Source organism: Streptomyces sp. NPDC030245 (genome assembly GCF_055572995.1).
Map to the genome: position 1 here is coordinate 1 of NZ_JBVICF010000016.1, position 22031 is coordinate 22031.

A 22031-nucleotide genomic window follows, 5' to 3' on the forward strand; every position below is an offset into this window, starting at 1 on the left:
ACTCTTTCGTGTCCGATTTCCTCGGTGCCTTTCCGGTTCCCGCTCCGGCCTTTCGGCTTTCGCGTTTCCCTTTCCGGCGGTTCCGACTTTATCAGAGATTCTGAGTCGGTTTTCCCGGCCCCGTTCGGGTGGTCCCAGGCACCTGAGTGCTCCGGGTTCCCTCGCAGGCGGAGCCGTAAACCTAACGGAGCGGGGCGCCCCGATGCAAATCGAGGTGCCCCGCTCCGGAGAAGGCGCGGTCAGGAGGGTCAGACCTCCACGACCACCGGCAGGATCATCGGGCGCCGGCGGTAGTTGTCCGAGACCCACTTGCCCAGCGTGCGGCGGATGAGCTGCTGCAACTGGTGGGGCTCGACGACGCCGTCCTGGGCCGACTTCTCCAGGACTTCCTGGACCTTCGGGACGACGCTGCTGAACACCGAGTCGTCGATGCCGGAGCCGCGCGCCTGGATGTGCGGGCCGCCGGTGATCTTCCCGGTGCTGGAGTCCACCACCACGAAGACCGAGATGATGCCCTCGTCGCCGAGGATCTTGCGGTCCTTCAGCGCGGGCTCGCCGACATCGCCCACGGAGAGGCCGTCCACGTAGACGTAACCCGCCTGGACCTTGCCGACGATCTTCGCCTTGCCCTCGACCAGGTCGACGACGACGCCGTCCTCGGCGATCACGATGCGGTCGTGCGGGACGCCGGTGAGGGCGCCCAGCTCGGCGTTGGCGCGCAGGTGGCGCCATTCGCCGTGGACGGGCATCAGGTTCTTGGGCTTGCAGATGTTGTAGAAGTACAGGAGCTCGCCGGCCGAGGCGTGGCCGGAGACGTGCACCTTGGCGTTGCCCTTGTGGACGACGTTCGCTCCCCAGCGGGTCAGGCCGTTGATCACGCGGTAGACCGCGTTCTCGTTGCCGGGGATGAGGGACGACGCCAGGATCACCGTGTCGCCCTGGACGATGCGGATCTGGTGGTCGCGGTTGGCCATGCGGGAGAGCGCGGCCATGGGCTCGCCCTGCGAACCCGTGCAGACCAGGACGACCTCGCTGTCCGGCAGGTCGTCGAGCGTCTTGACGTCGACGACGAGGCCCGGCGGCACCCGGAGGTAGCCGAGGTCGCGGGCGATGCCCATGTTGCGGACCATCGAGCGGCCGACGAAGGCGACCCTGCGGCCGTACTCGTGCGCGGCGTCCAGGATCTGCTGGATGCGGTGCACGTGGCTGGCGAAGCTCGCGACGATGATGCGCTTCTGGGCGCCGGCGAAGACACCGCGGATCACGTTCGAGATGTCGCGCTCGGGCGGGACGAAGCCCGGGACCTCGGCGTTCGTCGAGTCGGAGAGGAGAAGGTCGATGCCTTCCTCGCTCAGCCGCGCGAACGCATGCAGGTCGGTGAGGCGGCCGTCCATCGGCAGCTGGTCCATCTTGAAGTCACCGGTGGCGACGACCATGCCCGCGGGGGTGCGGATGGCGACGGCCAGGGCGTCCGGGATGGAGTGGTTGACCGCGACGAACTCGCAGTCGAACGGGCCGAGGTGCTCGCGGTCGCCCTCGACGACCTCCAGCGTGTACGGCCGGATGCGGTGCTCCTGGAGCTTCGCCTCGATCAGCGCGAGGGTCAGCTTGGAGCCGATCAGCGGGATGTCCGGCTTCTCGCGCAGGAGGTAGGGGACACCGCCGATGTGGTCCTCGTGGCCGTGCGTGAGCACGATGCCCTCGATGTCGTCGAGGCGGTCCCTGATGGACGAGAAGTCCGGCAGGATCAAGTCGATTCCGGGCTGCTCCTCCTCGGGGAAGAGCACTCCGCAGTCGACGATCAGCAGGCGACCGTTGTACTCGAAGACGGTCATGTTGCGGCCGATCTCACCGAGGCCGCCGAGCGGGGTGACCCGCAGGCCGCCCTTCGGGAGCTTCGGCGGGGCGCCGAGTTCAGGATGCGGATGACTCAAAAGACTCTCCTCACCACGCGCGCCACGTACCTCCGGGGCACGTGGCGCGTATGACGTTCGTGCATTAGCAGTTGTTGTGTGGGGTGCGGGCGGCCATCGGCTGCTGCCGCGCGCCCGCGTGTTCCGCGTATTCAGTTGTGAAGTCTGTGGTTACAGCTGTACCCCGCCGGCGGCGAGATCGATCTTGAGCTGGGCCGTCTCGTCGGGTGACAGCTCCACCAGCGGGAGGCGGAGCGGCCCGGCGGGGCGGCCCTGGAGGGCGAGCGCCGCCTTGGTCGTGATCACGCCCTGCGTGCGGAACATGCCGGTGAAGACCGGGAGCAGCTTCTGGTGGATCTCCGTGGCCTTCTGTACATCGCCCGTGAGGTGCGCCTCCAGCATGGCGCGCAGCTCGGGGGTGACGACGTGGCCGACGACCGAGACGAAGCCGCACGCGCCGACGGACAGCAGCGGCAGGTTCAGCATGTCGTCGCCGGAGTACCAGGCGAGGTCGGAGCGGGCGATGGCCCAGCTGGCGCGGCCGAGGTCGCCCTTGGCGTCCTTGTTGGCGACGATGCGGGGGTGCTCGGCGAGGCGGACCATCGTCTCGGTGTTGATCGGTACGCCGCTGCGGCCCGGGATGTCGTAGAGCATGACCGGCAGCTCCGTGCTGTCGGCGATGGCCGTGAAGTGCCGGAACAGGCCCTCCTGGGGGGGCTTGTTGTAGTACGGCGTGACGGTCAGGAGGCCGTGGGCGCCCGCCTGCTCGGCGGCGCGGGCCAGCTCGATGCTGTGGCGGGTGTCGTTCGTGCCGACGCCGGCGACGATGTGGGCGCGGTCTCCGACGGCGTCCAGTACGGCTCGTACGAGATCGTTTTTCTCCGCGTCACTGACGGTCGGGGACTCACCGGTGGTGCCGTTGATGACGAGGCCGTCGTTGCCTGCGTCCACCAGATGAGTGGCGAGCTGCTGCGCGCCGTCGAGGTCGAGTGCGCCATCCGCCGTGAACGGCGTGACCATGGCGGTGAGGACCCTCCCGAAGGGGGTCTGCGGAGTGGAGGTCGGAGCCATGGGTAACACGCTACTCGCTGCTCAGCGCGGGGTCGCCCCTCGGGGGATGTGTGCGGACCTGACAAGTGTGGAGCCCGGCACTGCCTGCTCGGGGGTTCAAGCAGTGCCGGGTCCGTTTGATCAGGCTAGATGAACTTCACGAAGTGCCGCAATACGGACACTTCGCTCGGTCCACCCGCACATCAGTGCCTCGGCCGCTCCCGGGGCGGCCCCGACAATCGGCCGTTCGGTGACTCGCCCGCACATTCGTCGACTAATTTGCCGAAACAGGGCACCTTTTGGGCGTTTCACGCGTCTGTCTATACAACAGAGTCCACAGAGCTCCGTTCGAGACCCGTGAGGAGAAGCGCGCCCCATGTTCCGTCGGCGAGAGCCCGTTCCGTTCGCCTTCATCGCCGAAGCCGACAAGTTCCGCAGTAACGTCACTCCCCCGCCCCGTGAGCGCGCGTCGGCCAGCCAGATCGTGGGCCGCACGCTCATCGGCCTGACCGTGGTGGCCGGTCTCGTGGGCTCCCTGCTCTTCGGGATGCCCGCCATGTCGGCCGACCAGTCACCGGCGCAGACGCAGCAGTCCGAAGCCTCCGAGGGCCGCTGACCGGTGTCGCCGTCGTCCGGACTGACTCGTCCGGACGCCCAAGGGTGGTAGCGGGGGGCACGGCTCGATAGCCTCACCGGGCACAGCCCATGTGTGGATCGAGTGAGGATCAGCCCGTGCCCCTGCCCTTCCTGACCGCGGACCGCACTTTCGACGTGGCGGACGACGCCGCACTGCCCTTCGAGGACCGCGATCACTGGCGCCGGCCCTACCGGCCCGGCCCCTGGCGGGTGGGTACCGCGGCGCTCCTGCTGCTGCTCGCCTCGTTCGTCCTCTTCGCCGCCGTGATCATCGCGTTCGCGGACTCCCTCGCGGGCGCCGCGATCTGCGCCGCGCTCGCCGCCCTCGTCATCGTGGGTTCCCTGCGGCTGCTGCGCATGGGCATCTGGGTGAGCGCCCACGGACTGCGCAAGGTCGGTTTCCTGACGACGCAGACGCTCCCCTGGGGCCGGATCTCCTCGGTGCGCACCTCACAGCAGCCGGTGCGCTGGCTGGGACTGCCCCGCACGGTCCAGGGGCAGGCGCTCGTCCTCGTACGGAGTGATCAGCAGGCCGCCGAGGCGCGGCAGCTGCTCCTGACCGACCGGAACGCCGACTTCCTGGCGCGCCACGAGGCGTTCAACCGTGCGGCCGACTCCATCGAGCTGTGGGCCGACGAGTACCGGCCCGTCACCGAGTACAGCCCCACGGCCTAGTCAGCGCCCGGCCACCGTCCGGCTCAGACGTCCACCGGCTTGCCCGCGTGCAGGGCGATGGCCCGCTGCATGGCCTTCCGCGCGCGGGGGGTGTCCCTGGCGTCGTGGTAGGCGACGGCCAGCCGGAACCAGCAGCGCCAGTCGTCCGGTGAGTCCTCGGTCTCCGCCTTGCGGCGGGCGAAGACCTCGTCGGCCGAGTCGCGGTCGATGCGGCCGCCCGGCGTGCGCTTCAACTCGTCGACGGGCAGGCCGCCTTCGGCCTCCAGCTCGGCGGCGAGGCGGTTGGCGCGCTGGACGAACTGGGTGTTCTTCCAGAGGAACCAGACGCCGATGACCGGCAGGATCAGCACCGCTACACCGAAGGTGACGGTGAGCGCCGTGCCGTGCTTTATCAGGAGCACGCCGCGGCTGCCGACCAGGACGAAGTAGACGACCAGGACGGCAGCCGTGACGGCGTATGTGATCTTCGCGCGCATGGCCCTGCTCAGCCGAGGTCCAGGAAGTGTTCCAGGCCGAACGTCAGCCCCGGGGTGCTGACCACGCGGCGCGCGCCGAGCAGGATGCCCGGCATGAAGCTGCTGTGGTGCAGCGAGTCGTGGCGCACCGTCAGCGTCTCGCCCTCGCCGCCGAGCAGGACCTCCTGGTGGGCGAGGAGGCCGCGCAGGCGCACCGAGTGCACCGGCACGCCGTCCACGTCCGCGCCGCGGGCGCCGTCCAGGGCCGTCGTCGTGGCGTCGGGCTGCGGGGCACTGCCCGCCGCCCGACGGGCCTCGGCGATGAGCTGGGCGGTGCGCGTGGCGGTGCCGCTGGGGGCATCCGCCTTGTTCGGGTGGTGCAGCTCGACGACCTCGACGGACTCGAAGTACGGCGCCGCGATCTGCGCGAACTTCATCGTCAGGACGGCGCCGATGGAGAAGTTCGGGGCGATGAGCACGCCCGTCTCCGGGGAGTCGGCCAGCGAGGTCCGCAGCCGCGCGAGGCGCTCGTCGGTCCAGCCCGTGGTGCCGACGACGGCGTGGATGCCGTGTCGTACGCAGAAGTCGAGGTTCTCCATCACCGAGTCGGGGTGGGTCAGCTCGACCGCGACCTGGGCGCCCGCCTCGGTCAGCGAGTCCAGCGTGTCGCCCCGGCCGAGGGCGGCGACCAGCTCCATGTCGTCGGCGGCCTCGACGGCCTTGACCGCCTCGGAGCCGATGCGGCCCTTGGCGCCGATGACCGCCACGCGCAGCTTGCTCATGTCCTTCATTCCTTAAGTCGATCCCTTGCGGGGACTACGCGACCTACGCGACCGCTTCGTGGAGGCGGGCCGCCTGCTTGTCCTTGAGCGGGCCGATGGCCGACAGGGACGGGCGGTGGCCGAGCACGTCGCGGGCCACTTCCCGCACCTCGTCGGGGGTGACCGCGGAGATCCTGGCCAGCATGTCGTCGACCGACATGTGCTCGCCCCAGCAGAGCTCGCTCTTGCCGATACGGTTCATCAGGGCGCCGGTGTCCTCGAGACCGAGGACGGTGGAGCCCGCGAGCTGGCCGATCGCGCGGCTGATCTCGTCGTCCGTCAGTCCGTGCTCCGCGACCTGGTCGAGCTCGTCGCGGCAGATCTTCAGGACGTCGTGGACCTGGCTGGGGCGGCAGCCCGCGTACACCCCGAAGAGGCCGGTGTCGGCGAAGCCCGACGTGTACGAGTACACGCTGTAGGCCAGGCCGCGCTTCTCCCGGACCTCCTGGAAGAGGCGGGACGACATGCCGCCGCCCAGGGCGGTGTTCAGGACGCCGAGGGCCCAGCGGCGCTCGTCGGTGCGGGCCAGGCCCGGCATGCCGAGGATGACGTGGGCCTGCTCGGTCTTGCGGTTGATGACCTCGACGCGGCCCGCGGTGCGCAGGGCGCGGGAGCCCCTGCGGGGGCCCATCGGCAGCGCGTCGGTGCGCTGGAGCGCGCCGGCCTTCTCGAAGGCGGCACGGACCTGGCGTACAACCTTGTTGTGATCCACGTTGCCCGCGGCGGCGACCACCAGGTGCGTGGGGTCGTAGTGCTTCTTGTAGAAGCGGCGGATGCGGTCCGCGGTGAGGGCGTTGATCGTGTCCTCGGTGCCGAGGACCGGGCGGCCGAGGGGGGTGTCGCCGAGCATCGTGTGCGCGAACAGGTCGTGCACGCAGTCGCCCGGGTCGTCCTCGGTCATCGCGATCTCTTCGAGGATGACGCCGCGCTCGGCGTCGACGTCCTCCTGGCGGATGAGGGAGCCCGTCAGCATGTCGCAGACGACGTCGATGGCGAGGGGGAGGTCGGTGTCGAGCACGCGCGCGTAGTAGCACGTGTACTCCTTCGCCGTGAAGGCGTTCATCTCGCCGCCGACCGCGTCGAGCGCGGCCGAGATGTCGAGGGCGCTGCGCTTCTTGGTGCCCTTGAAGAGGAGGTGCTCCAGATAGTGCGTGGCGCCGTTCAGCGACGGGGTCTCGTCGCGTGAGCCGACGTTGGCCCAGATTCCGAAGGTGGCCGAGCGCACGGAGGGCAGGGTCTCCGTGACGACGCGCAGGCCGCCGGGGAGGGTCGTCCTGCGGACGGTGCCGATGCCGTGCTCGCCCTTGATGAGGGTTTGGGTACGGGCGACGGCCCGCCCCTCCGAAGAGGGGCGGGCCGTCGTCGTGGTGCTACGCGACGTCACTTGTCGGTGTCGTCCTTCTGGTCTTCGCCCTCTTCGCCCTCGACGACGGGGATGAGGGAGAGCTTGCCGCGGGAGTCGATCTCGGCGATCTCGACCTGGACCTTCTGGCCCACACCGAGGACGTCCTCGACGTTCTCCACGCGCTTGCCGCCGGCGAGCTTGCGGATCTGCGAGATGTGCAGCAGACCGTCCTTGCCCGGGAGCAGGGAGACGAACGCGCCGAAGGTCGTCGTCTTCACGACGGTGCCCAGGTAGCGCTCGCCGACCTCCGGCATGGTCGGGTTGGCGATGCCGTTGATCGTGGCGCGGGCGGCCTCGGCGGCCGGGCCGTCGGCGGCACCGATGTAGATGGTGCCGTCGTCCTCGATCGTGATGTCGGCGCCGGTGTCCTCCTGGATCTGGTTGATCATCTTGCCCTTGGGGCCGATGACCTCACCGATCTTGTCCACCGGGATCTTGACGGTGATGATGCGCGGCGCGTTCGGCGACATCTCGTCCGGAACGTCGATGGCCTCGTTCATCACGTCGAGGATGTGCAGACGCGCGTCGCGGGCCTGCTTCAGCGCGGCGGCCAGGACCGAGGCTGGGATGCCGTCGAGCTTGGTGTCGAGCTGCAGCGCGGTCACGAACTGCTTCGTACCGGCGACCTTGAAGTCCATGTCGCCGAAGGCGTCCTCCGCACCGAGGATGTCGGTGAGGGCGACGTAGTGCGTCTGGCCGTCGATCTCCTCGGAGATCAGACCCATGGCGATGCCGGCGACGGCGGCCTTCAGCGGCACACCGGCGTTCAGCAGCGACATCGTGGAGGCGCAGACCGAGCCCATGGACGTCGAGCCGTTGGAACCGAGGGCCTCGGAGACCTGACGGATCGCGTACGGGAACTCCTCGCGCGTGGGGAGCACCGGCACGATCGCGCGCTCGGCGAGCGCGCCGTGGCCGATCTCGCGGCGCTTCGGCGAACCGACGCGGCCGGTCTCGCCGACCGAGTACGGCGGGAAGTTGTAGTTGTGCATGTAGCGCTTGCGCGTCACCGGGGAGAGGGTGTCGAGCTGCTGCTCCATGCGGAGCATGTTGAGAGTGGTGACGCCCAGGATCTGGGTCTCGCCACGCTCGAACAGCGCCGAGCCGTGCACGCGCGGGATGGCCTCGACCTCGGCGGCCAGCGTACGGATGTCCGTGAGGCCACGGCCGTCGATGCGGACCTTGTCCTTGATGATGCGCTCGCGGACCAGCTTCTTGGTCAGCGCGCGGTACGCACCGGAGATCTCCTTCTCGCGGCCCTCGAACTGCGGGAGCAGCTTCTCGGAGGCGATCTCCTTGACGCGGTCCAGCTCGGCCTCGCGCTCCTGCTTGCCGGCGATGGTGAGCGCCTGGGCGAGCTCGGTCTTGACCGCGGCGGTGAGGGCCTCGAGGACGTCGTCCTCGTAGTCCAGGAAGACCGGGAACTCGCCGGTGGGCTTGGCGGCCTTGGCGGCGAGGTCCGACTGGGCCTTGCAGAGGACCTTGATGAAGGGCTTCGCGGCCTCGAGACCGGCGGCGACGACCTCTTCGGTCGGGGCCTCGGCGCCGTCCTTGACGAGCTGGATGGTCTTCTCGGTGGCCTCGGCCTCGACCATCATGATCGCGACGTCGCCGTCCTCCAGGACGCGACCGGCGACGACCATGTCGAAGACGGCGTCCTCGAGCTCGGTGTGCGTCGGGAAGGCGACCCACTGGCCCTTGATGAGCGCCACGCGCGTGCCGCCGATCGGGCCCGAGAAGGGCAGGCCGGCCAGCTGCGTGGAGCAGGAGGCGGCGTTGATCGCGACGACGTCGTACAGGTGGTCGGGGTTGAGCGCCATGATCGTCTCGACGATCTGGATCTCGTTGCGCAGGCCCTTCTTGAAGGAAGGACGCAGCGGGCGGTCGATCAGGCGGCAGGTCAGGACCGCGTCCTCGGAGGGGCGGCCCTCACGACGGAAGAACGAACCGGGGATCTTGCCTGCGGCGTACTGCCGCTCCTCGACGTCCACCGTCAGGGGGAAGAAGTCGAGCTGGTCCTTGGGCCGCTTGGAAGCGGAGGTGGCCGACAGCACCATGGTGTCGTCGTCCAGGTACGCCACGGCGGAGCCGGCGGCCTGCTTGGCGAGGCGGCCCGTCTCGAAGCGGATGGTGCGGGTGCCGAACGTGCCGTTGTCGATGACGGCCTCGGCGTAGTGGGTCTCGTTCTCCACTGTTCTCCTACGTGTCTACGTTTCGTCTTCTCGCCTCTGGGCCCGTGTGGCCCAAAGGCGCCGTCCCATGCGTCCTCTTGCGGACAGGGACTGTGGAGAAGCGCGCCGTGGATGCGGGCCGGTCTTCGATCGAAGCACCCGGGATGCTCCCGGGGGCCACTACCGAGGACCGGCGGCGGCTGCGTGCGCCTCTCCCTCGTGGAATTTTCCGTTCTTGGCGCCCCGGGGCGATCCCCGCCCGCGGGACGTGCTTGTGTCACCAGACTACAAAGCGTCGGTGACACCGCGCATGTACAGCAAAGGGAGCGGCCCCCTTCGAGTGCTTCGAGTGGGAACCGCTCCCTTCACGGCGTCTTACTTGGCGCCCGCCGCACCGCGGCGGATGCCGAGGCGCTCGACCAGGGCGCGGAAGCGCTGGATGTCCTTCTTGGCCAGGTACTGCAGCAGGCGGCGACGCTGGCCGACCAGGATCAGCAGACCACGACGCGAGTGGTGGTCGTGCTTGTGGGTCTTGAGGTGCTCGGTCAGGTCCGAGATGCGGCGGGAGAGCAGCGCGACCTGAACCTCGGGGGAGCCGGTGTCGCCCTCCTTCTGGGCGAACTCGGTCATGATCTGCTTCTTCGTAGCGGCGTCGAGCGACACGCGTACTCCTCGTGATGTCTTCGAGTGCCTCCGAGTGCCCCTGGTCTACGTCTCAGGGGGGCTTACGGGACTCGGGAGGCCGGGATGGGCCGCCGGGCGCGGTCCCGGGTCCTTGGCGGATCCGGGGTCCGGGTCCTTGCAGGGCCGGGTTCGGATCCCTGGGGATTCGCGGGTGCGCAGACAGGCGGTTGTTTCACAGGGTACCAGTCGGCTGGTAGCGGTCGGTTTGTGGGGGCGTCGCGGGCCCGGGAACGCCCGGTCCGGCGCACCTCTGGTCAGCCGCTGCTCTCATATCCTCCCATCACCCACTGATGGGGACCGTCACCCTCGCCCCGCGTGACGCTGGTCGCGGCGATGAAGATGCGGCCGTGCTCGTATACGACGTCGGGCGGTGCCGGGCCGTCCATCGCGGGTGCCTCCGCCTCCCCGAAGAGCAGCAGGATGGACTCCTTCCCCGTGTCCGGGTCCAGGCTGACGGCCGCGGAGGGTGCGCTCGCCGCTTCCCGGTAGGCGAGCACCTTGTCGCCGCTCATGCGCAGCGGGAACATCGGGCGGCCGGGCCTGGCGTCGAATTTGCGTACGGTGTTCCCGGTCGCCAGGTCGAAGGAGACGATTTCGTTGGCCACCCGCCCGCGTGACATCTCCGGGGAGAAGTCGCGCGGCTTCGTCGCCATGAAGAGCTGCCGCTTGCCGACGACGACGCCGGTACAGCGCTCCACCTCGGCGCTGAAGGTCTCGTCGCAGCCGTGGACGTAACGGTCACCCTCCAGGCGGATCGTGCCGCGCTGTCTGCCCTTGTCGCCGCTGAGCACGATCAGGTTGGTGGACCCCAGGCCCCCGGCGGCGACGGCGATGACGGGCGGCGCCGAAGAGGCCAGGTGGACTCCATCGATCCCCTCGGCGACGGTGTACGTCCACAGGGCCTTGCCCGTACGCGGGGCGATCTTCTGAATCTTGAACTCGGGGTCCGCGGAGTCACCGCACTGGACGAGGGCGATCAGCCCCCGTCCCCCGGCGTACCCCAGGTCCGAGCAGTTCGAGGTGGCCGTGTCCGTCCAGAGCCGCTCGCCGCTGGTCATGTCGTACGCCACCGACGCCTGGCCCGAGACGGCGAGCACGGTCCCCCGCGTCATCGTCACGTTGACGCCCATCGCGAGGGCGCTGTCGCCGGGCAGTCTCTTGTCCCAGAGCTTCCTGCCCGTATCGATGTCGAACACCGCGATCCGGTCGCACGGGGCGGTGACGCCCTCGCCCTCCTCGCCGCCCTTCTCGAGCCGCTCCCCCGAAAAGGCGACGGCCGTTCTGCCGTCCACACTGACGTGGCGGGTCACCGCGCAGATGGGACCGGGGAGGTCGAGCTGCCAGACCTTCTCGGAGTCACCGATCCGAAAGCCCTTGACGACGTTCACGATGCCCTTCGCGACGATCTTCTCCGTCGCCCACGTGCCCTTCGCCGAGGCGGTCCGGCCCTCCTTGAGTGTCTTGTCCACGTACGCGGCGGCGGCACCGCCTTCGGGGGTCCTCGGGGGCGTCTCCACGGTTTCCCTGATGGCGTCGGGCGGCTGCGGCGCCGGGACCGTGCGCCGGCTCGACGCGTCGCCGTCCGTGCCCCAGAGGATCCAGCCGCCCGCGCACAGCGCGGCGGTCAGCGTGAGCAGCACGCCGATGACGAGCGCCGTACGGCGCTTCCTTCCCTCGGCGGCCCTCGGCACGGGCTCGGTGAAGGGGGACGGGGGCGGGCCGAAGCTCACGCTGGTGGAGCCTTTCTACGCGGCTACGAATGAGTCCGGGGCGCGGCGGGGCTCAGCTGGTCATGGCCCTGGCCTTCGCGTACACGTCGAAGACCGCGAGGGTCAGCGGCACCAGGGTCAGCAGGACGAAGGTCTCGGCGATCTCCAGGAACCGGCCCCAGAAGGGCGTCACACCGGTACGTGAGGCGACCAGGCCGACGCCGGTGACCAGGGCCGCCGCCACCGCGATCGCCGCGACGAGCCAGATGGTCCGCAGTTCGAGTGCCGCGCCGTCACCGGCCCGGTCGACGGGCAGTTCGAGGCAGACGCCGATGCCGAGCAGGACGAGCGCCACCAGTCCCGCGGCCAGCACGGCGGCGACCTGCGCGGTATAGCGGAAGAGGTGCGCCCGCATCAGCATCGCGATCCCCGTGGCCAGGGCCAGCACCTGCCCCCACGTGTCGCCGGAGAAGCCCAGTACCGCGGTGGCGCCGATCGTCACCAGCGCGCAACCGCCGACGAGCCCGATGAGGAGTTCCTGGCCGCGGCGGGCCTGGGCCGCGATGCGCTCGGCGTCGACGGGCTCCTGCGGGGCGGGGTCCGTCCCGTAGCCGCCACGCGTGCCGTGCGGTGGTTCGAAGCCGATGGGCAGGCGGGCGAACCGCATGGACAGGCCGGGCAGAAAGGCGAGCGCGCCCACAGCCACCGGCGCGCACAGGGCAGCGGTCTCGACGGGTTCCAGCCGCCAGAGCGCCGCGAGGAACGTGGCGAGCAGGCCCACGGCGGAGGCGAAGCCGAAGGCGACGAACGGGCTGTCGCCGCGCGGCGAGATCAGCGCGAGGAGCACGGCCGCCGTCAGGACGGCGGCACAGGCCAGCAGAAGCTGGAGCCTGCCCACGCCCTGCCCGTCCGCCACCGGGAGCAGGCCGGAGCCGGCCGCCGCCACGTTCGGCAGCGCGCCGAGGCCGAGAGCGACGGCCGAAGCCCCGTCGTCGTACACCCGCGCGCGGACAGCGGCGAGGGTGAGCAGCAGGACGCCCGCGACGGCGGCGAGGATGCCCGGCAGGCCGTGCATGTCGTGGTGTGGGGCGGCGGCCCAGGCCACGTAGGCGAGGAGGGCCGACAGCACGGTCCCGCCGACGAGCCCGGCGCCTCGCGTCAGGTCTGCGGTCCACAGCACGCGGTCCCGGGTCACCGCTGACGCGACGACCTCGGAGACGTCGTCGAAGACGGCGGGCGGCAGCGATTCGGAGAAGGGCCGCAGCGTGAGGAGTTCACCGTCGAGGATGCGCTGGGCGGCGAAGGTGCGGGCGCTGTCGAGGACGGCGCCGTCGCGCCGTACGAGGTGGTAGCCGACCGGTGCGCCCTCGGCCGGGCTCTGCCGGGAGAGCCGCAGGATCTCGGGGTAGAGGTCGGCGACGGGGACGTCGTCGGGCAGCGCCACGTCGATGCGGCTGTCGGGCGCGACGATGGTGACCCGACAGAACCCGAAGGCGGTGCCGGTGCCACTCCCGGTGCCGGCCCCGGACGCGTGTCCGGAGGCGCTCCCTGGAGAGCTCCCGCTGCCCTGTCGCCCGAGTCCGCCGGCCGTCGTGGAGGCGGTCGTGCTCACCTGATGCTCCCCCTCTGATGCTGATCAGCTGTCGCCGTCACCGCCCGTTGCGGTCGGCTCCTGGGCCTGGGTTGCCCGGGCCCGGATCAACTGCCACTCGCATGCGCATCCGGCACCCTATCCCCGAGTGGTGACTACGGGTGTCAGTAGGATCACACGGCGATCGCCTCGCCCGGTCACCGGGCGGCGGACGGAACGCCCCGCCCCTACAAGGGAATTGGTGCTCAGTGAGCCACATCGTCGTGAAGCGCCCGCCTCGAACGCTGCCCCCGGCAGTCCCCGGCGACGAGGTCCTGCTGCAGCCCCCGCCCGCCCTGCCACGCGGGCAGCAGGAGGGCGCGTTGATGCAACTGCTCCCCATGCTCGGCATGGGCGGCTCCGTGGTGTTCTTCTTCATGCCGAGCGCCCACCCGTTCATGAAGGTCATGGGCATGGTGATGGTGGCGTCGACGGTGGCCATGTCCGTGGCCATGCTGATCCGCTACCGCCGCGGCAACCAGGGGCAGTTGGCCGACCTGCGGCGCGACTACCTCGGCTATTTGAAGCGGACCCGGCGCGCCGCCGTCGACACGGCGCGGGCCCAGCGCGACGCGCAGTACTACCTCCACCCCTCCCCCGATCAGCTGTGGGCCCTGGTCGCCGAGGGCAGCCGGGTCTGGGAACGCCGCCCGGGCGACGCGGACTTCGGTCAGGTGCGTATCGGCCTGGGGCCGCAGTCGCTCGCCACTCCCCTCGTGCCGCCGGAGACGGGACCGGTGGATGAATTGGAGCCCCTCACCGCGGGCGCGATGCAGCGTTTCCTCGCCGCGCACAGCACTCTGGAAGACCTGCCCATGGCCGTCTCGCTGCGCGCCTTCTACCACGTCACGGTCAGCGGGGACCCGGAGACGGCGCGGGGCACGGCGCGGGCGCTCACCGCGTCCCTCACCTCGCTGCACTCCCCCCAGGACCTGGTGATCGCCGTCGGGGCGGGCACGGCTGCCGCGCCGTCCTGGGAGTGGACCAAGTGGCTTCCGCACTCCCAGACGCCGGGGGCGGCGGACGGAGCGGGCACCCGCCGGCTCATCACCAGCGATCCGATGGAACTGGAAGCGATGCTCGCCGACCGGCTCCATGGGCGGCCTCGGTTTCACCCGGAGGGCTCTCCGCTGCCGGACGAGCCGCACGTCGTCGTCATACTCGATGGCCTGTCTCCGGCTCCGACGGCGGCGCTCGCGTCACCCGAAGGGCTTCAGGGGGTGACGGTCGTGGAGGTCGTGCCGGGTGAACTGACGCATGGGCGCGGTGGTCTGTCACTCGCGGTGCGTCCGGGAGCGTTGCGCATCGAGTCGGACCACGGCCTGGTGTACGAAGGCGCGCCGGATGTCCTTTCGTACGAGGCGGCCGAGGCGCTCGCCCGGCAGCTCGCGCCGCTGCGCGTCCCGTCCGGTGGCGACGACGACGAACCGCTGCTGGCCAACCTGGAGTTCACGGACCTGCTCAACCTCGGTGACGCCGACTCGGTCGACACGAGGCGGACGTGGCGTGCCCGCTCGCTCGCGGAACGGCTGCGCGTGCCCATCGGCGTCGGCGAGGACGGCCGTCCCGTGATGCTGGACCTCAAAGAGGCGGCGCAGGAAGGCATGGGCCCGCACGGGCTGTGCGTAGGAGCCACCGGTTCCGGCAAGTCGGAGCTGCTGCGCACGCTGGTGCTCGGCCTCGCCGTGACGCACTCCTCGCAGAGCCTGAACTTCGTCCTCGCGGACTTCAAGGGCGGTGCGACCTTCGCGGGCATGGCGCAGCTGCCGCACGTCGCCGCCGTCATCACCAACCTGGCGGACGACCTCACCCTCGTCGACCGCATGGGCGACTCGATCCGCGGTGAGCTCAACCGCCGCCAGGAACTCCTGCGGGACGCGGGCAACCACGCGAACATCCACGACTACGAGAAGGCACGTGCGGCGGGTGCCGCGCTCCAGCCGATCCCGTCCCTGGTCCTGGTCATCGACGAGTTCAGCGAGCTGCTCACCGCCAAGCCCGATTTCATCGACATGTTCGTGCAGATCGGCCGCATCGGCCGGTCACTCGGTGTGCATCTGCTGCTGGCCTCGCAGCGCTTGGAGGAGGGCCGGCTGCGGGGCCTGGAGACGTACCTCTCGTACCGCATCGGACTGCGCACCTTTTCCGCCGCCGAGTCACGCGCCGCTCTCGGGGTGCCGGACGCGTACCACCTGCCGAACGTCCCCGGTTCCGGCTACCTGAAGTTCGGCACCGACGAAATGGTGCGCTTCAAGGCGGCGTACGTCTCCGGTGTGTACCGGTCGGGGTCGGAACAGGCCGTAGCCACGAGCGGTCCGCGGCCCGTGGACCGGCGTCCGGTGCTGTTCACCGCGGCCGAGGTGCCGGTGCACCACGCGGCGGCGCCGGTGCCCGAGCCGCGTACCGCCACGGGGCCGGACGCGGACGACACGGACGACGCGCTCGCCGACACCGTCCTCGACGTGATCGTGCGCCGCCTGGAGGCGCAGGGTCCGGCCGCGCACCAGGTGTGGCTGCCGCCGCTGGAGAGCCCGCCGTCCCTGGACACGCTGCTCGCGGGGCTCACCGCGGTGGAAGGGCGCGGCCTCGCCCAGCCGGGTTACGAAGGGGCGGGACGTCTCGTCGTACCGCTGGGCCTGGTCGACAAGCCGTACGAACAGCGTCGCGACCCCCTGTGGTGCGACTTCTCCGGGGCGGCCGGTCACATGCAGATCGTCGGTGGACCCCAGTCGGGGAAGTCCACCCTGGTGCGCTCGCTGATCGCGTCCTTCGCCCTCACCCACACCCCGTACGAGGTCCAGTTGTACGGCCTCGATTTCGGCGGCGGCGGAATGGCGTCCGTCGCGTCGCTCCCCCACGTGGGCGGCGTCGCCTCGCGCCTCGACCCCGAGCGGGTCCGCCGAACGGTGGCCGAGGTGTACGGCGTGCTGTCCCGGCGCGAGGAGTACTTCCGCACGGCGGGCATCGCGTCCATCGCCGACTTCCGGGCGCGCCGGGCCCGAGGTGAGATCTCGGTGGCCGACCAGCCCTGGGGCGACGTCTTCCTGATCATCGACGGGTGGGGCAACTTCCGGTCGGAGTACGAGGGTCTGGAGCCGGCCGTCCTCGACATGGCGGCGCGCGGCCTCGGCTACGGCATCCATCTGATCCTCACCGCGTCACGGTCCATGGAGGTCCGCGCGAACCTCAAGGATCACCTCATGAACCGTCTCGAACTGCGACTCGGCGACACGATGGACTCCGAGTTCGACCGGAAGGTCGCCGCCAACGTGCCCGCCGGAGTGCCCGGTCGCGGCCAGACCCCGCAGAAGCAGCACTTCATGACGGCTGTCCCCCGGATGGACGGACTGTGCTCGGACACGGATCTCGCCGAGGCCACGGCGGCCCTGGCCACCGAGGTCGCCCGCCACTGGACGGCTCCGGGCGCTCCCGCGGTCCGGCTGCTGCCGCGGGAACTGCCGGCCGGTGAGCTGCCCCCGGGCAACGTCTTCCCGGACCGCGGTGTCTCCTTCGCCCTCGACGAGAACAACCTCGAACCGGTCTTCGTGGACTTCGACCAGGACCCGTTCTTCCTCGTCTTCGGAGAGAGCGAGTCCGGCAAGTCCAATCTCCTGCGGCTCCTCATCAAGCGGCTGACGGAGCGCTACAGCGGCGATGTCTGCAAGCTCTTCGTGGTCGACAACCGCCGCTCCCTCCTCGACGCCACCCCGGCCTCCCACCTTGCCGAGTACATCCCGATGTCCAACGCCATGGACCACCACATGGCGGCGCTCGCCGACCTGATCCAGCGGCGCACCCCGCCGGCGGACGTCACCGCGCGCCAGCTCCGCGACCGCAGCTGGTGGCAGGGCCCGACGGTGTACGTGATCGTCGACGACTACGACCTGGTCTCCACGTCCAGCGGCAACCCGTTGGGCGGCCTCACCGAACTGCTTCCGTTCGCCCGTGACGTGGGCGTGCGTTTCATCATCGCCCGGTCGACGGCGGGCGCGGGCCGGGCGTCGTACGAACCGTTCATGCAGCGGATGAAGGAGCTGGGGGCGCAGGGGGTGGTCCTGGCGGGCGACCCCGACGAGGGCGACATCCTGGGCGGCGTACGGCCCCGGCCCATGCCGGTCGGCCGGGGAATCTTCGTGTCGCGGAAGCGGGGGAAGCCGATGGTGCAGACGGGGCTGATGGCCGGGGAATTCTGAGGGGTGCCGTTCACGCAACCTCTGAACACCGGCAGAGCCCGCAAGTAGGGTGGCCACACAGCTTTTTCGTACGTTGTGAAGGGACCCTCCGCCATGACCGACGCACCCGACACCGAGGCGCAGGACAAGGCGCGCAAGGAGCGCGAGAAGGAGGAGCTCTACGCCCTCGACATCTCCGGCGTCGAGTGGCACAGCGCCCCTGGCACCGAGGAACACGAGGAGCGCGTGGAGATCGCGTATCTCCCCGAGGGTGCCGTGGCCATGCGGTCGTCGCTGGAACCGGAGACGGTGCTGCGGTACACGGAGGCGGAGTGGCGGGCGTTCGTCCTGGGGGCGCGGGACGGGGAGTTCGACCTGGAGCCTTCTGTGCGCAATGGCGGAGTCGCGGCGGCCGAGTAACGCCTGTCCGGCTCCACGCCGACCCTATGGAGAAGGGGTGGACGCCTCCCGCGCGCGTCCACCCCGCTTCGCTGTCCGGGCGGTTACTGGAATGGCTACTGGAAGTAGCTGGCACCCTTCAGGTCGCCGCCCCGGTAGTCACCGCCGGCCTGGCCGACCTTCTGGCCGATGTCGACGAGCGCCCGGTGGATGGCCTCGACGTGCTTGTCCCATTCCTTCTGCTTCGCGACGTACGCCGTGTGGGCTTCGCCCTCCCAGCCCTCGGCCACCTTGGCGACGGCCCGCTTGATGTCCGCGAGGTCCGCCTCCAGCTGCTTGGCCTGAATGCCCAGTTCAGTGGTGATGGCGTCGAGGCCGCCGTATTTGACCGCGAGTTCATCCAGGTGCACGTTTGCCATTTCTGCCCCGTCTCTCAGTAGCTGTTGATCGCGGAGTGCTGCGCGCCGTACTGGACATCGATGCTGTCCATCGTCGACCGGACCTGGTCCTCCAGCCCGTCAGTGAGCTTCTCGTTGCCACTGATGCCTTCCAGGAAGTCGACCAGGATGTTGCCGACCGCCCTCATGTGCTGGTTGATCTCGGTCTGTTTCCTGTCGAAGGCATGGGCTCCGATGCCCCGCCAATTGCCTTCCATCATGTCGAGCGTGGCCTGAAGGCGCTTGAGCTGCTTCTGGACCGAGTCGTACTTGCCCACGATCTCTTTCTTCAGAAGCGCCACTTGCTCGTTGTTCAACTTCCGGCCGTCACTCACGGCTGGGCCCCCTTCGTGAAATCTCGCTGGGATGTATCAGGTCTTGTCACGCCTGTCGTGTCTGTCCTATTGAGATCAGGCCCGGCGGCGGACGCGCTTCGCGGCGAGAGTGCCGCCGATGATCACTGCGAGTGCGGCCAGGCCGCCCATGGCCGGCCAGAGCCAGTCGCCGCTGTCCTCGTCCGAGGGCTGCTCGGCGGCGGAAGTCCCCTTGTCGTCGGGGGTGGCGTCCTTCGCGGGCTGCGACGGCGTGCCGGGCTCCGACCCGCCGCCGTCACCGGAACCGGCATCGGAATCGGAATCGGAATCAGCATCGACACCGGCGGTCTTCTTGTTGGTGATGGGATCGACGTCCGCGGGCCCCGGCTTTCCCTCCCCCTTCACGACATTGCGAGCGGGACGAATCAGGCCGTAGCCGAGATAGTCACTCGGCTCGTCCTTCGGCCAGTCGCGGCCCGCGGTGTCGATGAGGACACGGAGGACCTGGTTGGCGGTCCAGTCCGGGTGCTTGGACCAGACGAGGGCAGCGGAGGCGGAGGCGATGGCGGTGGCGGAGCTGGTGCCTCCGCCGCCTTCGTCGCAGTAGGCGCGGAAGGTCTCGTCGCACCAGCGGGGGATGTCGAGGCCGGGGGCGGCGAGGTCGACGTACTCTCCGAATTCGGAGTACCGGGCCACCTTGCCGGATCGATCAGCTGCCGAAATCCCTGTGACCCCCGGGTATGCGGCGGGGTAGCCGATGAAGTTCTTCTGCCGCGCGTCGTTGCCCACGGAGGCAAACAGCAGCTTTCCCTTTGATGAGGCGTACTTCACTGCGGCCTTTTCGGCTTGGGACATGAAGTCACTGCCGAAGGACATGCTGATGATACGGGCGTCGCTGTCGGCCGCTGCTCTGATGGCGTCAGGGCTGTCGCCATTCCGCGTGCCGAGCTTTTTGTCCAGGGCAGTGCGAATGGGGATGATTTCGGCGTCAGGCGCGAGCCCTTTCAGCCCGCCTCCCTTACCCGAGCCCGCGATGAGTTCAGCCATTGTCGTGCCGTGCCCCGAGTAGTCATCGGTGGCGCCACCTGCACTGTTCGTGACGTCCTTGCCGGGCAGAACACGGCCCTCCAAGGAGGGGGTCACCCTGACACCGGAGTCGACTACGGCGACTTTGATGCCCTCCCCCGTGCTGACCTTCCACAGTTCATCAGCGCTCATGGCGTCCAGATACCACTGCTTCGAGTGAACATCAGCGCCCGCCGCGGTGGGGGCCATCGCAGTCCCGAGCAGGATCAGCACACCGGCCACTGAGCCCATGGTGACGATGCGCCGCCCGCCTCCCCTCAACGAAGAAGCCCCGCGCCCGCCACGTCGACCGGAGTCTGCCTTCATGCCCCGCATGCCCTCACTCACAACTAGTCGCTCGTCGGCCGCATATGGCGCCGCTCGCCGGACAGCCACGTCTCTTCGTCCTCGACCGCATCGTCGGGTCGCTGCGTCCCCTCACTCTCGTGTTGGTCACGACGACTGCGTGCGGGACCACGGACCAGCCCGGAACCACCGGCGCTGAAGCCGTCCTTTCGACTCGCTGCCGCGGACCTGCGCTCACCAGGAGCACCCACAACGCCACCGGCGCTTGTGGCCGCCCCACGCCACACCTGGCGGCTGCTTGCTGCACCCTGTGGCGCCGCACTGGGCCCCACGACAGGGCTTCGTGGCGTCCTGGAGTCACCGGGAGCGGTCGCGGTATTCGGCATGGCACGGCCTCCGACCACTCCCGGTGACCGCTGGGAGCCTGGGGTGTTCGGTACGCCCAGGGGCTGGCCGGATGTACCGAGCATGCGTGGCGTCCCACCGGAGATGCTGCGACCGGCGGGCGGTTGCCCGGACGTCATCGGTCCAGTGGTACTCCGCCCATGGGCAGTCGGATCCGTACGGGCCATCGACGCTGCGGGACCACGCCCGGGTGCCTCGTACGTCCCCCTTGGGCCACCCGTTCCCGGGCGGCCCAGGGCTGGCGCCGTCGGCTTCGAACCGCCGACAGGAGCAGGTGTACGTGCGGTGAGACCGTTCGCTGTCGGTTGAAAGCGGCGGCCGGCCTGTGGAGGGACAGGGCCCACATCCGTGGGCATGGGCACCGGGCCTGGCGTCTGGGGCTGCGAGCCGGCTGCCGGAGTCACCGTTTGTGGGGGCAACGTATGGACACTGTCGATCTCCGTGCCGACAGGGTGCTCAGGCACACTGATCGAGCTGGGGGCCGAACTGCTGGGCACTGCGATGCGCGATGACGTCGGGTCGCCGGAGGCCGTACCCCCGGCGCCACCCGAGGGCACCGGCGCCGCCTCCGTCGGGAGGCGAGTGGTTGCCGCCTGCGCAGGGCCGGCTCCCGAATCGGGCGCAGACGCCGCGCCCGGCGCCACTCCCGGGGTGTCGGATCGAGCCGACGGCATCCCCACGTCGGCCATCGGCGAGAAGGTGGGCGGCTCCTGCTCCGCCATCCCGTTCTGCGACACCACATAGAACGACGCCAGCCGATTCATCTGGTTGATCGCTTCTTGACGATGCTTCTCTGCCTTGACGGCGGCGGAGTACTCCTCGTTGCCTTCGACCCTCTTCGGAGTGGGGAAGTCCTCCACGGCCTTCGGGTCGGCACGACTGTCACGCGGCGGCATGGAGCTGCGTACTGATGCCAGACCTGCTGCGGCGGAGGCCATTTGCCCGGACGCGGCATCAGCGAAGTCGGAAAGTTTGTGTGTGTCCTTGACGAGGTTCTTCCCCCACTTGCGGAACGCCTGTCCGGCCTCGCCCTCCCAGTCGACCCGGTCGATGTGCTCGCCCAGTTCCTTGGCCGCCGCGGCGATCGCGTTCCGCGCCTCCTTGAGCGCTTCGCCCGCACTCTCCAGGTCGGCGGGTTTCGCCTGCTCCACCAGGTCGATCATGTCGTTGAGCCGGTGCCCCTCGAAGCCCATTACGACCACCCGGCATCGGACTCGTCACTGCCGTGGCCGCCTCGCTGGTCGGGGCGGCCGCTCTGTTGCCGTCCAGAAGGCACTTGCTCGCGGTCGACCTTGGTCTGGATGGCCCAGAAGCGCCGACGCAGATCGTCCTCGAGGTTGTCGAAGCCGACATCCGCGCCGTGCACCGCGATCCCCATGGCATCGATCTGCTCACCCAGCATCTTCGAGAGCGACGTCAGCCTCTCGTGAACCTGGTCGTACTGCGCGTACAACCCGTCGGCCTCCGGAAAAGGGCTGCCGGTGCCGCTGAAGGATCCCCGGGAGACCTTCTGCGCACCGACCCTCGACGCACTGCCCGCCGAACCTTCGAACTCTGTGAGAAGCGTGTTGATGCGGCGCCGGAACGTCTTCAACGCTTCCAGGCCGCGCTTGACATCAGCGCCTGACGGCGGCGCAGTCCCCCCGTGCCCGTCCGTAGGAAGCACCAGGCTTTCCCTCCCCGTTGCCCGCCTGCCGATCCTCGTGTGATCGCGGCGTGACTGCTGGTCACTTATCGCGCCCGTGTCACTCTAGTCACACACCGTGTGCCGTCCAACTGCGGCA

General features: G+C 69.5%; 17 protein-coding genes. 4 read left to right on the forward strand and 13 right to left on the reverse strand.

The features are described 5' to 3' along the window. Positions 1–248: 248 nt before the first annotated feature. Both ACZ4Z4_RS34105 and dapA read right to left on the reverse strand, forming a co-directional pair. Positions 249–1934: a ribonuclease J gene (locus tag ACZ4Z4_RS34105; RefSeq protein ID WP_468336277.1), complete on the reverse strand. Its 1686-nt coding sequence runs from the start codon at positions 1932–1934 to the stop codon at positions 249–251. A 150-nt stretch (positions 1935–2084) separates the two neighbouring features. Beyond that, positions 2085–2984, reverse strand: coding sequence for a 4-hydroxy-tetrahydrodipicolinate synthase (dapA, locus tag ACZ4Z4_RS34110; RefSeq protein ID WP_362994031.1), 900 nt, complete (start codon positions 2982–2984; stop codon positions 2085–2087). Between the two features lie 355 nt (positions 2985–3339). Between dapA and ACZ4Z4_RS34115 the strand changes: the two genes are divergently transcribed. Continuing rightward, entirely contained in the window at positions 3340–3579 is a 240-nt protein-coding gene (locus tag ACZ4Z4_RS34115) for a hypothetical protein (protein WP_468336279.1), read from the forward strand. Between the two features lie 116 nt (positions 3580–3695). Then, a complete protein-coding gene (locus ACZ4Z4_RS34120) occupies positions 3696–4274 on the forward strand; it encodes a hypothetical protein (RefSeq protein WP_468336282.1) in 579 nt (192 codons plus the stop codon). 23 nt (positions 4275–4297) lie between these two features. On the opposite strand, the gene ACZ4Z4_RS34125 is transcribed toward ACZ4Z4_RS34120, so the two are convergent. The 7 genes from ACZ4Z4_RS34125 to eccD form a co-directional block, all read right to left on the reverse strand. After that, a complete protein-coding gene (locus ACZ4Z4_RS34125; protein ID WP_468336285.1) occupies positions 4298–4750 on the reverse strand; it encodes a hypothetical protein in 453 nt (150 codons plus the stop codon). Positions 4751–4758: 8 nt separating this feature from the next. Continuing rightward, a complete protein-coding gene (gene dapB / locus ACZ4Z4_RS34130; RefSeq protein ID WP_468336288.1) occupies positions 4759–5511 on the reverse strand; it encodes a 4-hydroxy-tetrahydrodipicolinate reductase in 753 nt (250 codons plus the stop codon). A gap of 43 nt (positions 5512–5554) precedes the next feature. Then, positions 5555–6934, reverse strand: coding sequence for a M16 family metallopeptidase (locus ACZ4Z4_RS34135; protein ID WP_468336290.1), 1380 nt, complete (start codon positions 6932–6934; stop codon positions 5555–5557). Next, the gene (locus tag ACZ4Z4_RS34140) at positions 6931–9147 is read right to left on the reverse strand and encodes a polyribonucleotide nucleotidyltransferase (RefSeq protein WP_468336293.1); all 2217 of its coding nucleotides are present in this window, start codon (positions 9145–9147) and stop codon (positions 6931–6933) included. Before ACZ4Z4_RS34140 ends, ACZ4Z4_RS34135 begins: the two co-directional genes overlap by 4 nt. A 354-nt stretch (positions 9148–9501) precedes the next feature. After that, positions 9502–9789, reverse strand: coding sequence for a 30S ribosomal protein S15 (gene rpsO / locus ACZ4Z4_RS34145; RefSeq protein ID WP_362994044.1), 288 nt, complete (start codon positions 9787–9789; stop codon positions 9502–9504). A gap of 275 nt (positions 9790–10064) precedes the next feature. After that, a complete protein-coding gene (locus tag ACZ4Z4_RS34150) occupies positions 10065–11540 on the reverse strand; it encodes an outer membrane protein assembly factor BamB family protein (protein WP_468336296.1) in 1476 nt (491 codons plus the stop codon). A gap of 52 nt (positions 11541–11592) precedes the next feature. After that, positions 11593–13131, reverse strand: a complete 1539-nt coding sequence (gene eccD / locus ACZ4Z4_RS34155; RefSeq protein ID WP_468336299.1) for a type VII secretion integral membrane protein EccD — start codon at positions 13129–13131, stop codon at positions 11593–11595. A 227-nt stretch (positions 13132–13358) separates the two neighbouring features. On the opposite strand from eccD, the gene eccCa reads away from it, so the two are divergent. Both eccCa and ACZ4Z4_RS34165 read left to right on the forward strand, forming a co-directional pair. Beyond that, entirely contained in the window at positions 13359–17342 is a 3984-nt protein-coding gene (gene eccCa / locus ACZ4Z4_RS34160) for a type VII secretion protein EccCa (protein ID WP_468336302.1), read from the forward strand. A gap of 93 nt (positions 17343–17435) precedes the next feature. Then, positions 17436–17741, forward strand: coding sequence for a DUF397 domain-containing protein (locus ACZ4Z4_RS34165; protein WP_468336305.1), 306 nt, complete (start codon positions 17436–17438; stop codon positions 17739–17741). Positions 17742–17836: 95 nt separating this feature from the next. Here ACZ4Z4_RS34165 and ACZ4Z4_RS34170 read toward each other — a convergent pair whose 3' ends face one another. The 4 genes from ACZ4Z4_RS34170 to ACZ4Z4_RS34185 all read right to left on the reverse strand — a co-directional run bounded on the left by ACZ4Z4_RS34170 (position 17837) and on the right by ACZ4Z4_RS34185 (position 21841). Next, a complete protein-coding gene (locus ACZ4Z4_RS34170) occupies positions 17837–18139 on the reverse strand; it encodes a WXG100 family type VII secretion target (RefSeq protein WP_361720947.1) in 303 nt (100 codons plus the stop codon). 14 nt (positions 18140–18153) lie between these two features. Further along, positions 18154–18492: a WXG100 family type VII secretion target gene (locus ACZ4Z4_RS34175; RefSeq protein WP_468336308.1), complete on the reverse strand. Its 339-nt coding sequence runs from the start codon at positions 18490–18492 to the stop codon at positions 18154–18156. A gap of 75 nt (positions 18493–18567) precedes the next feature. Next, positions 18568–19788 carry a S8 family serine peptidase gene (locus ACZ4Z4_RS34180; protein WP_468336689.1) on the reverse strand — a complete coding sequence of 407 codons (1221 nt, stop codon included), beginning with the start codon at positions 19786–19788 and terminating at the stop codon, positions 18568–18570. A 1651-nt stretch (positions 19789–21439) separates the two neighbouring features. Next, positions 21440–21841, reverse strand: a complete 402-nt coding sequence (locus ACZ4Z4_RS34185) for a hypothetical protein (RefSeq protein WP_468336311.1) — start codon at positions 21839–21841, stop codon at positions 21440–21442. Positions 21842–22031: the final 190 nt, after the last annotated feature.

Excerpts from the sequence above, each read along its gene's own strand:
- ACZ4Z4_RS34125 (WP_468336285.1), bottom strand. The coding sequence starts at position 4,750 with ATGCGCGCGAAGATCACATACGCCGTCACGGCTGCCGTCCTGGTCGTC.
- dapA (WP_362994031.1), bottom strand. The coding sequence starts at position 2,984 with ATGGCTCCGACCTCCACTCCGCAGACCCCCTTCGGGAGGGTCCTCACC.
- dapB (WP_468336288.1), bottom strand. The coding sequence starts at position 5,511 with ATGAGCAAGCTGCGCGTGGCGGTCATCGGCGCCAAGGGCCGCATCGGC.
- ACZ4Z4_RS34180 (WP_468336689.1), bottom strand. The coding sequence starts at position 19,788 with ATGGGCTCAGTGGCCGGTGTGCTGATCCTGCTCGGGACTGCGATGGCC.
- ACZ4Z4_RS34170 (WP_361720947.1), bottom strand. The coding sequence starts at position 18,139 with ATGGCAAACGTGCACCTGGATGAACTCGCGGTCAAATACGGCGGCCTC.
- ACZ4Z4_RS34165 (WP_468336305.1), top strand. The coding sequence starts at position 17,436 with ATGACCGACGCACCCGACACCGAGGCGCAGGACAAGGCGCGCAAGGAG.
- ACZ4Z4_RS34115 (WP_468336279.1), top strand. The coding sequence starts at position 3,340 with ATGTTCCGTCGGCGAGAGCCCGTTCCGTTCGCCTTCATCGCCGAAGCC.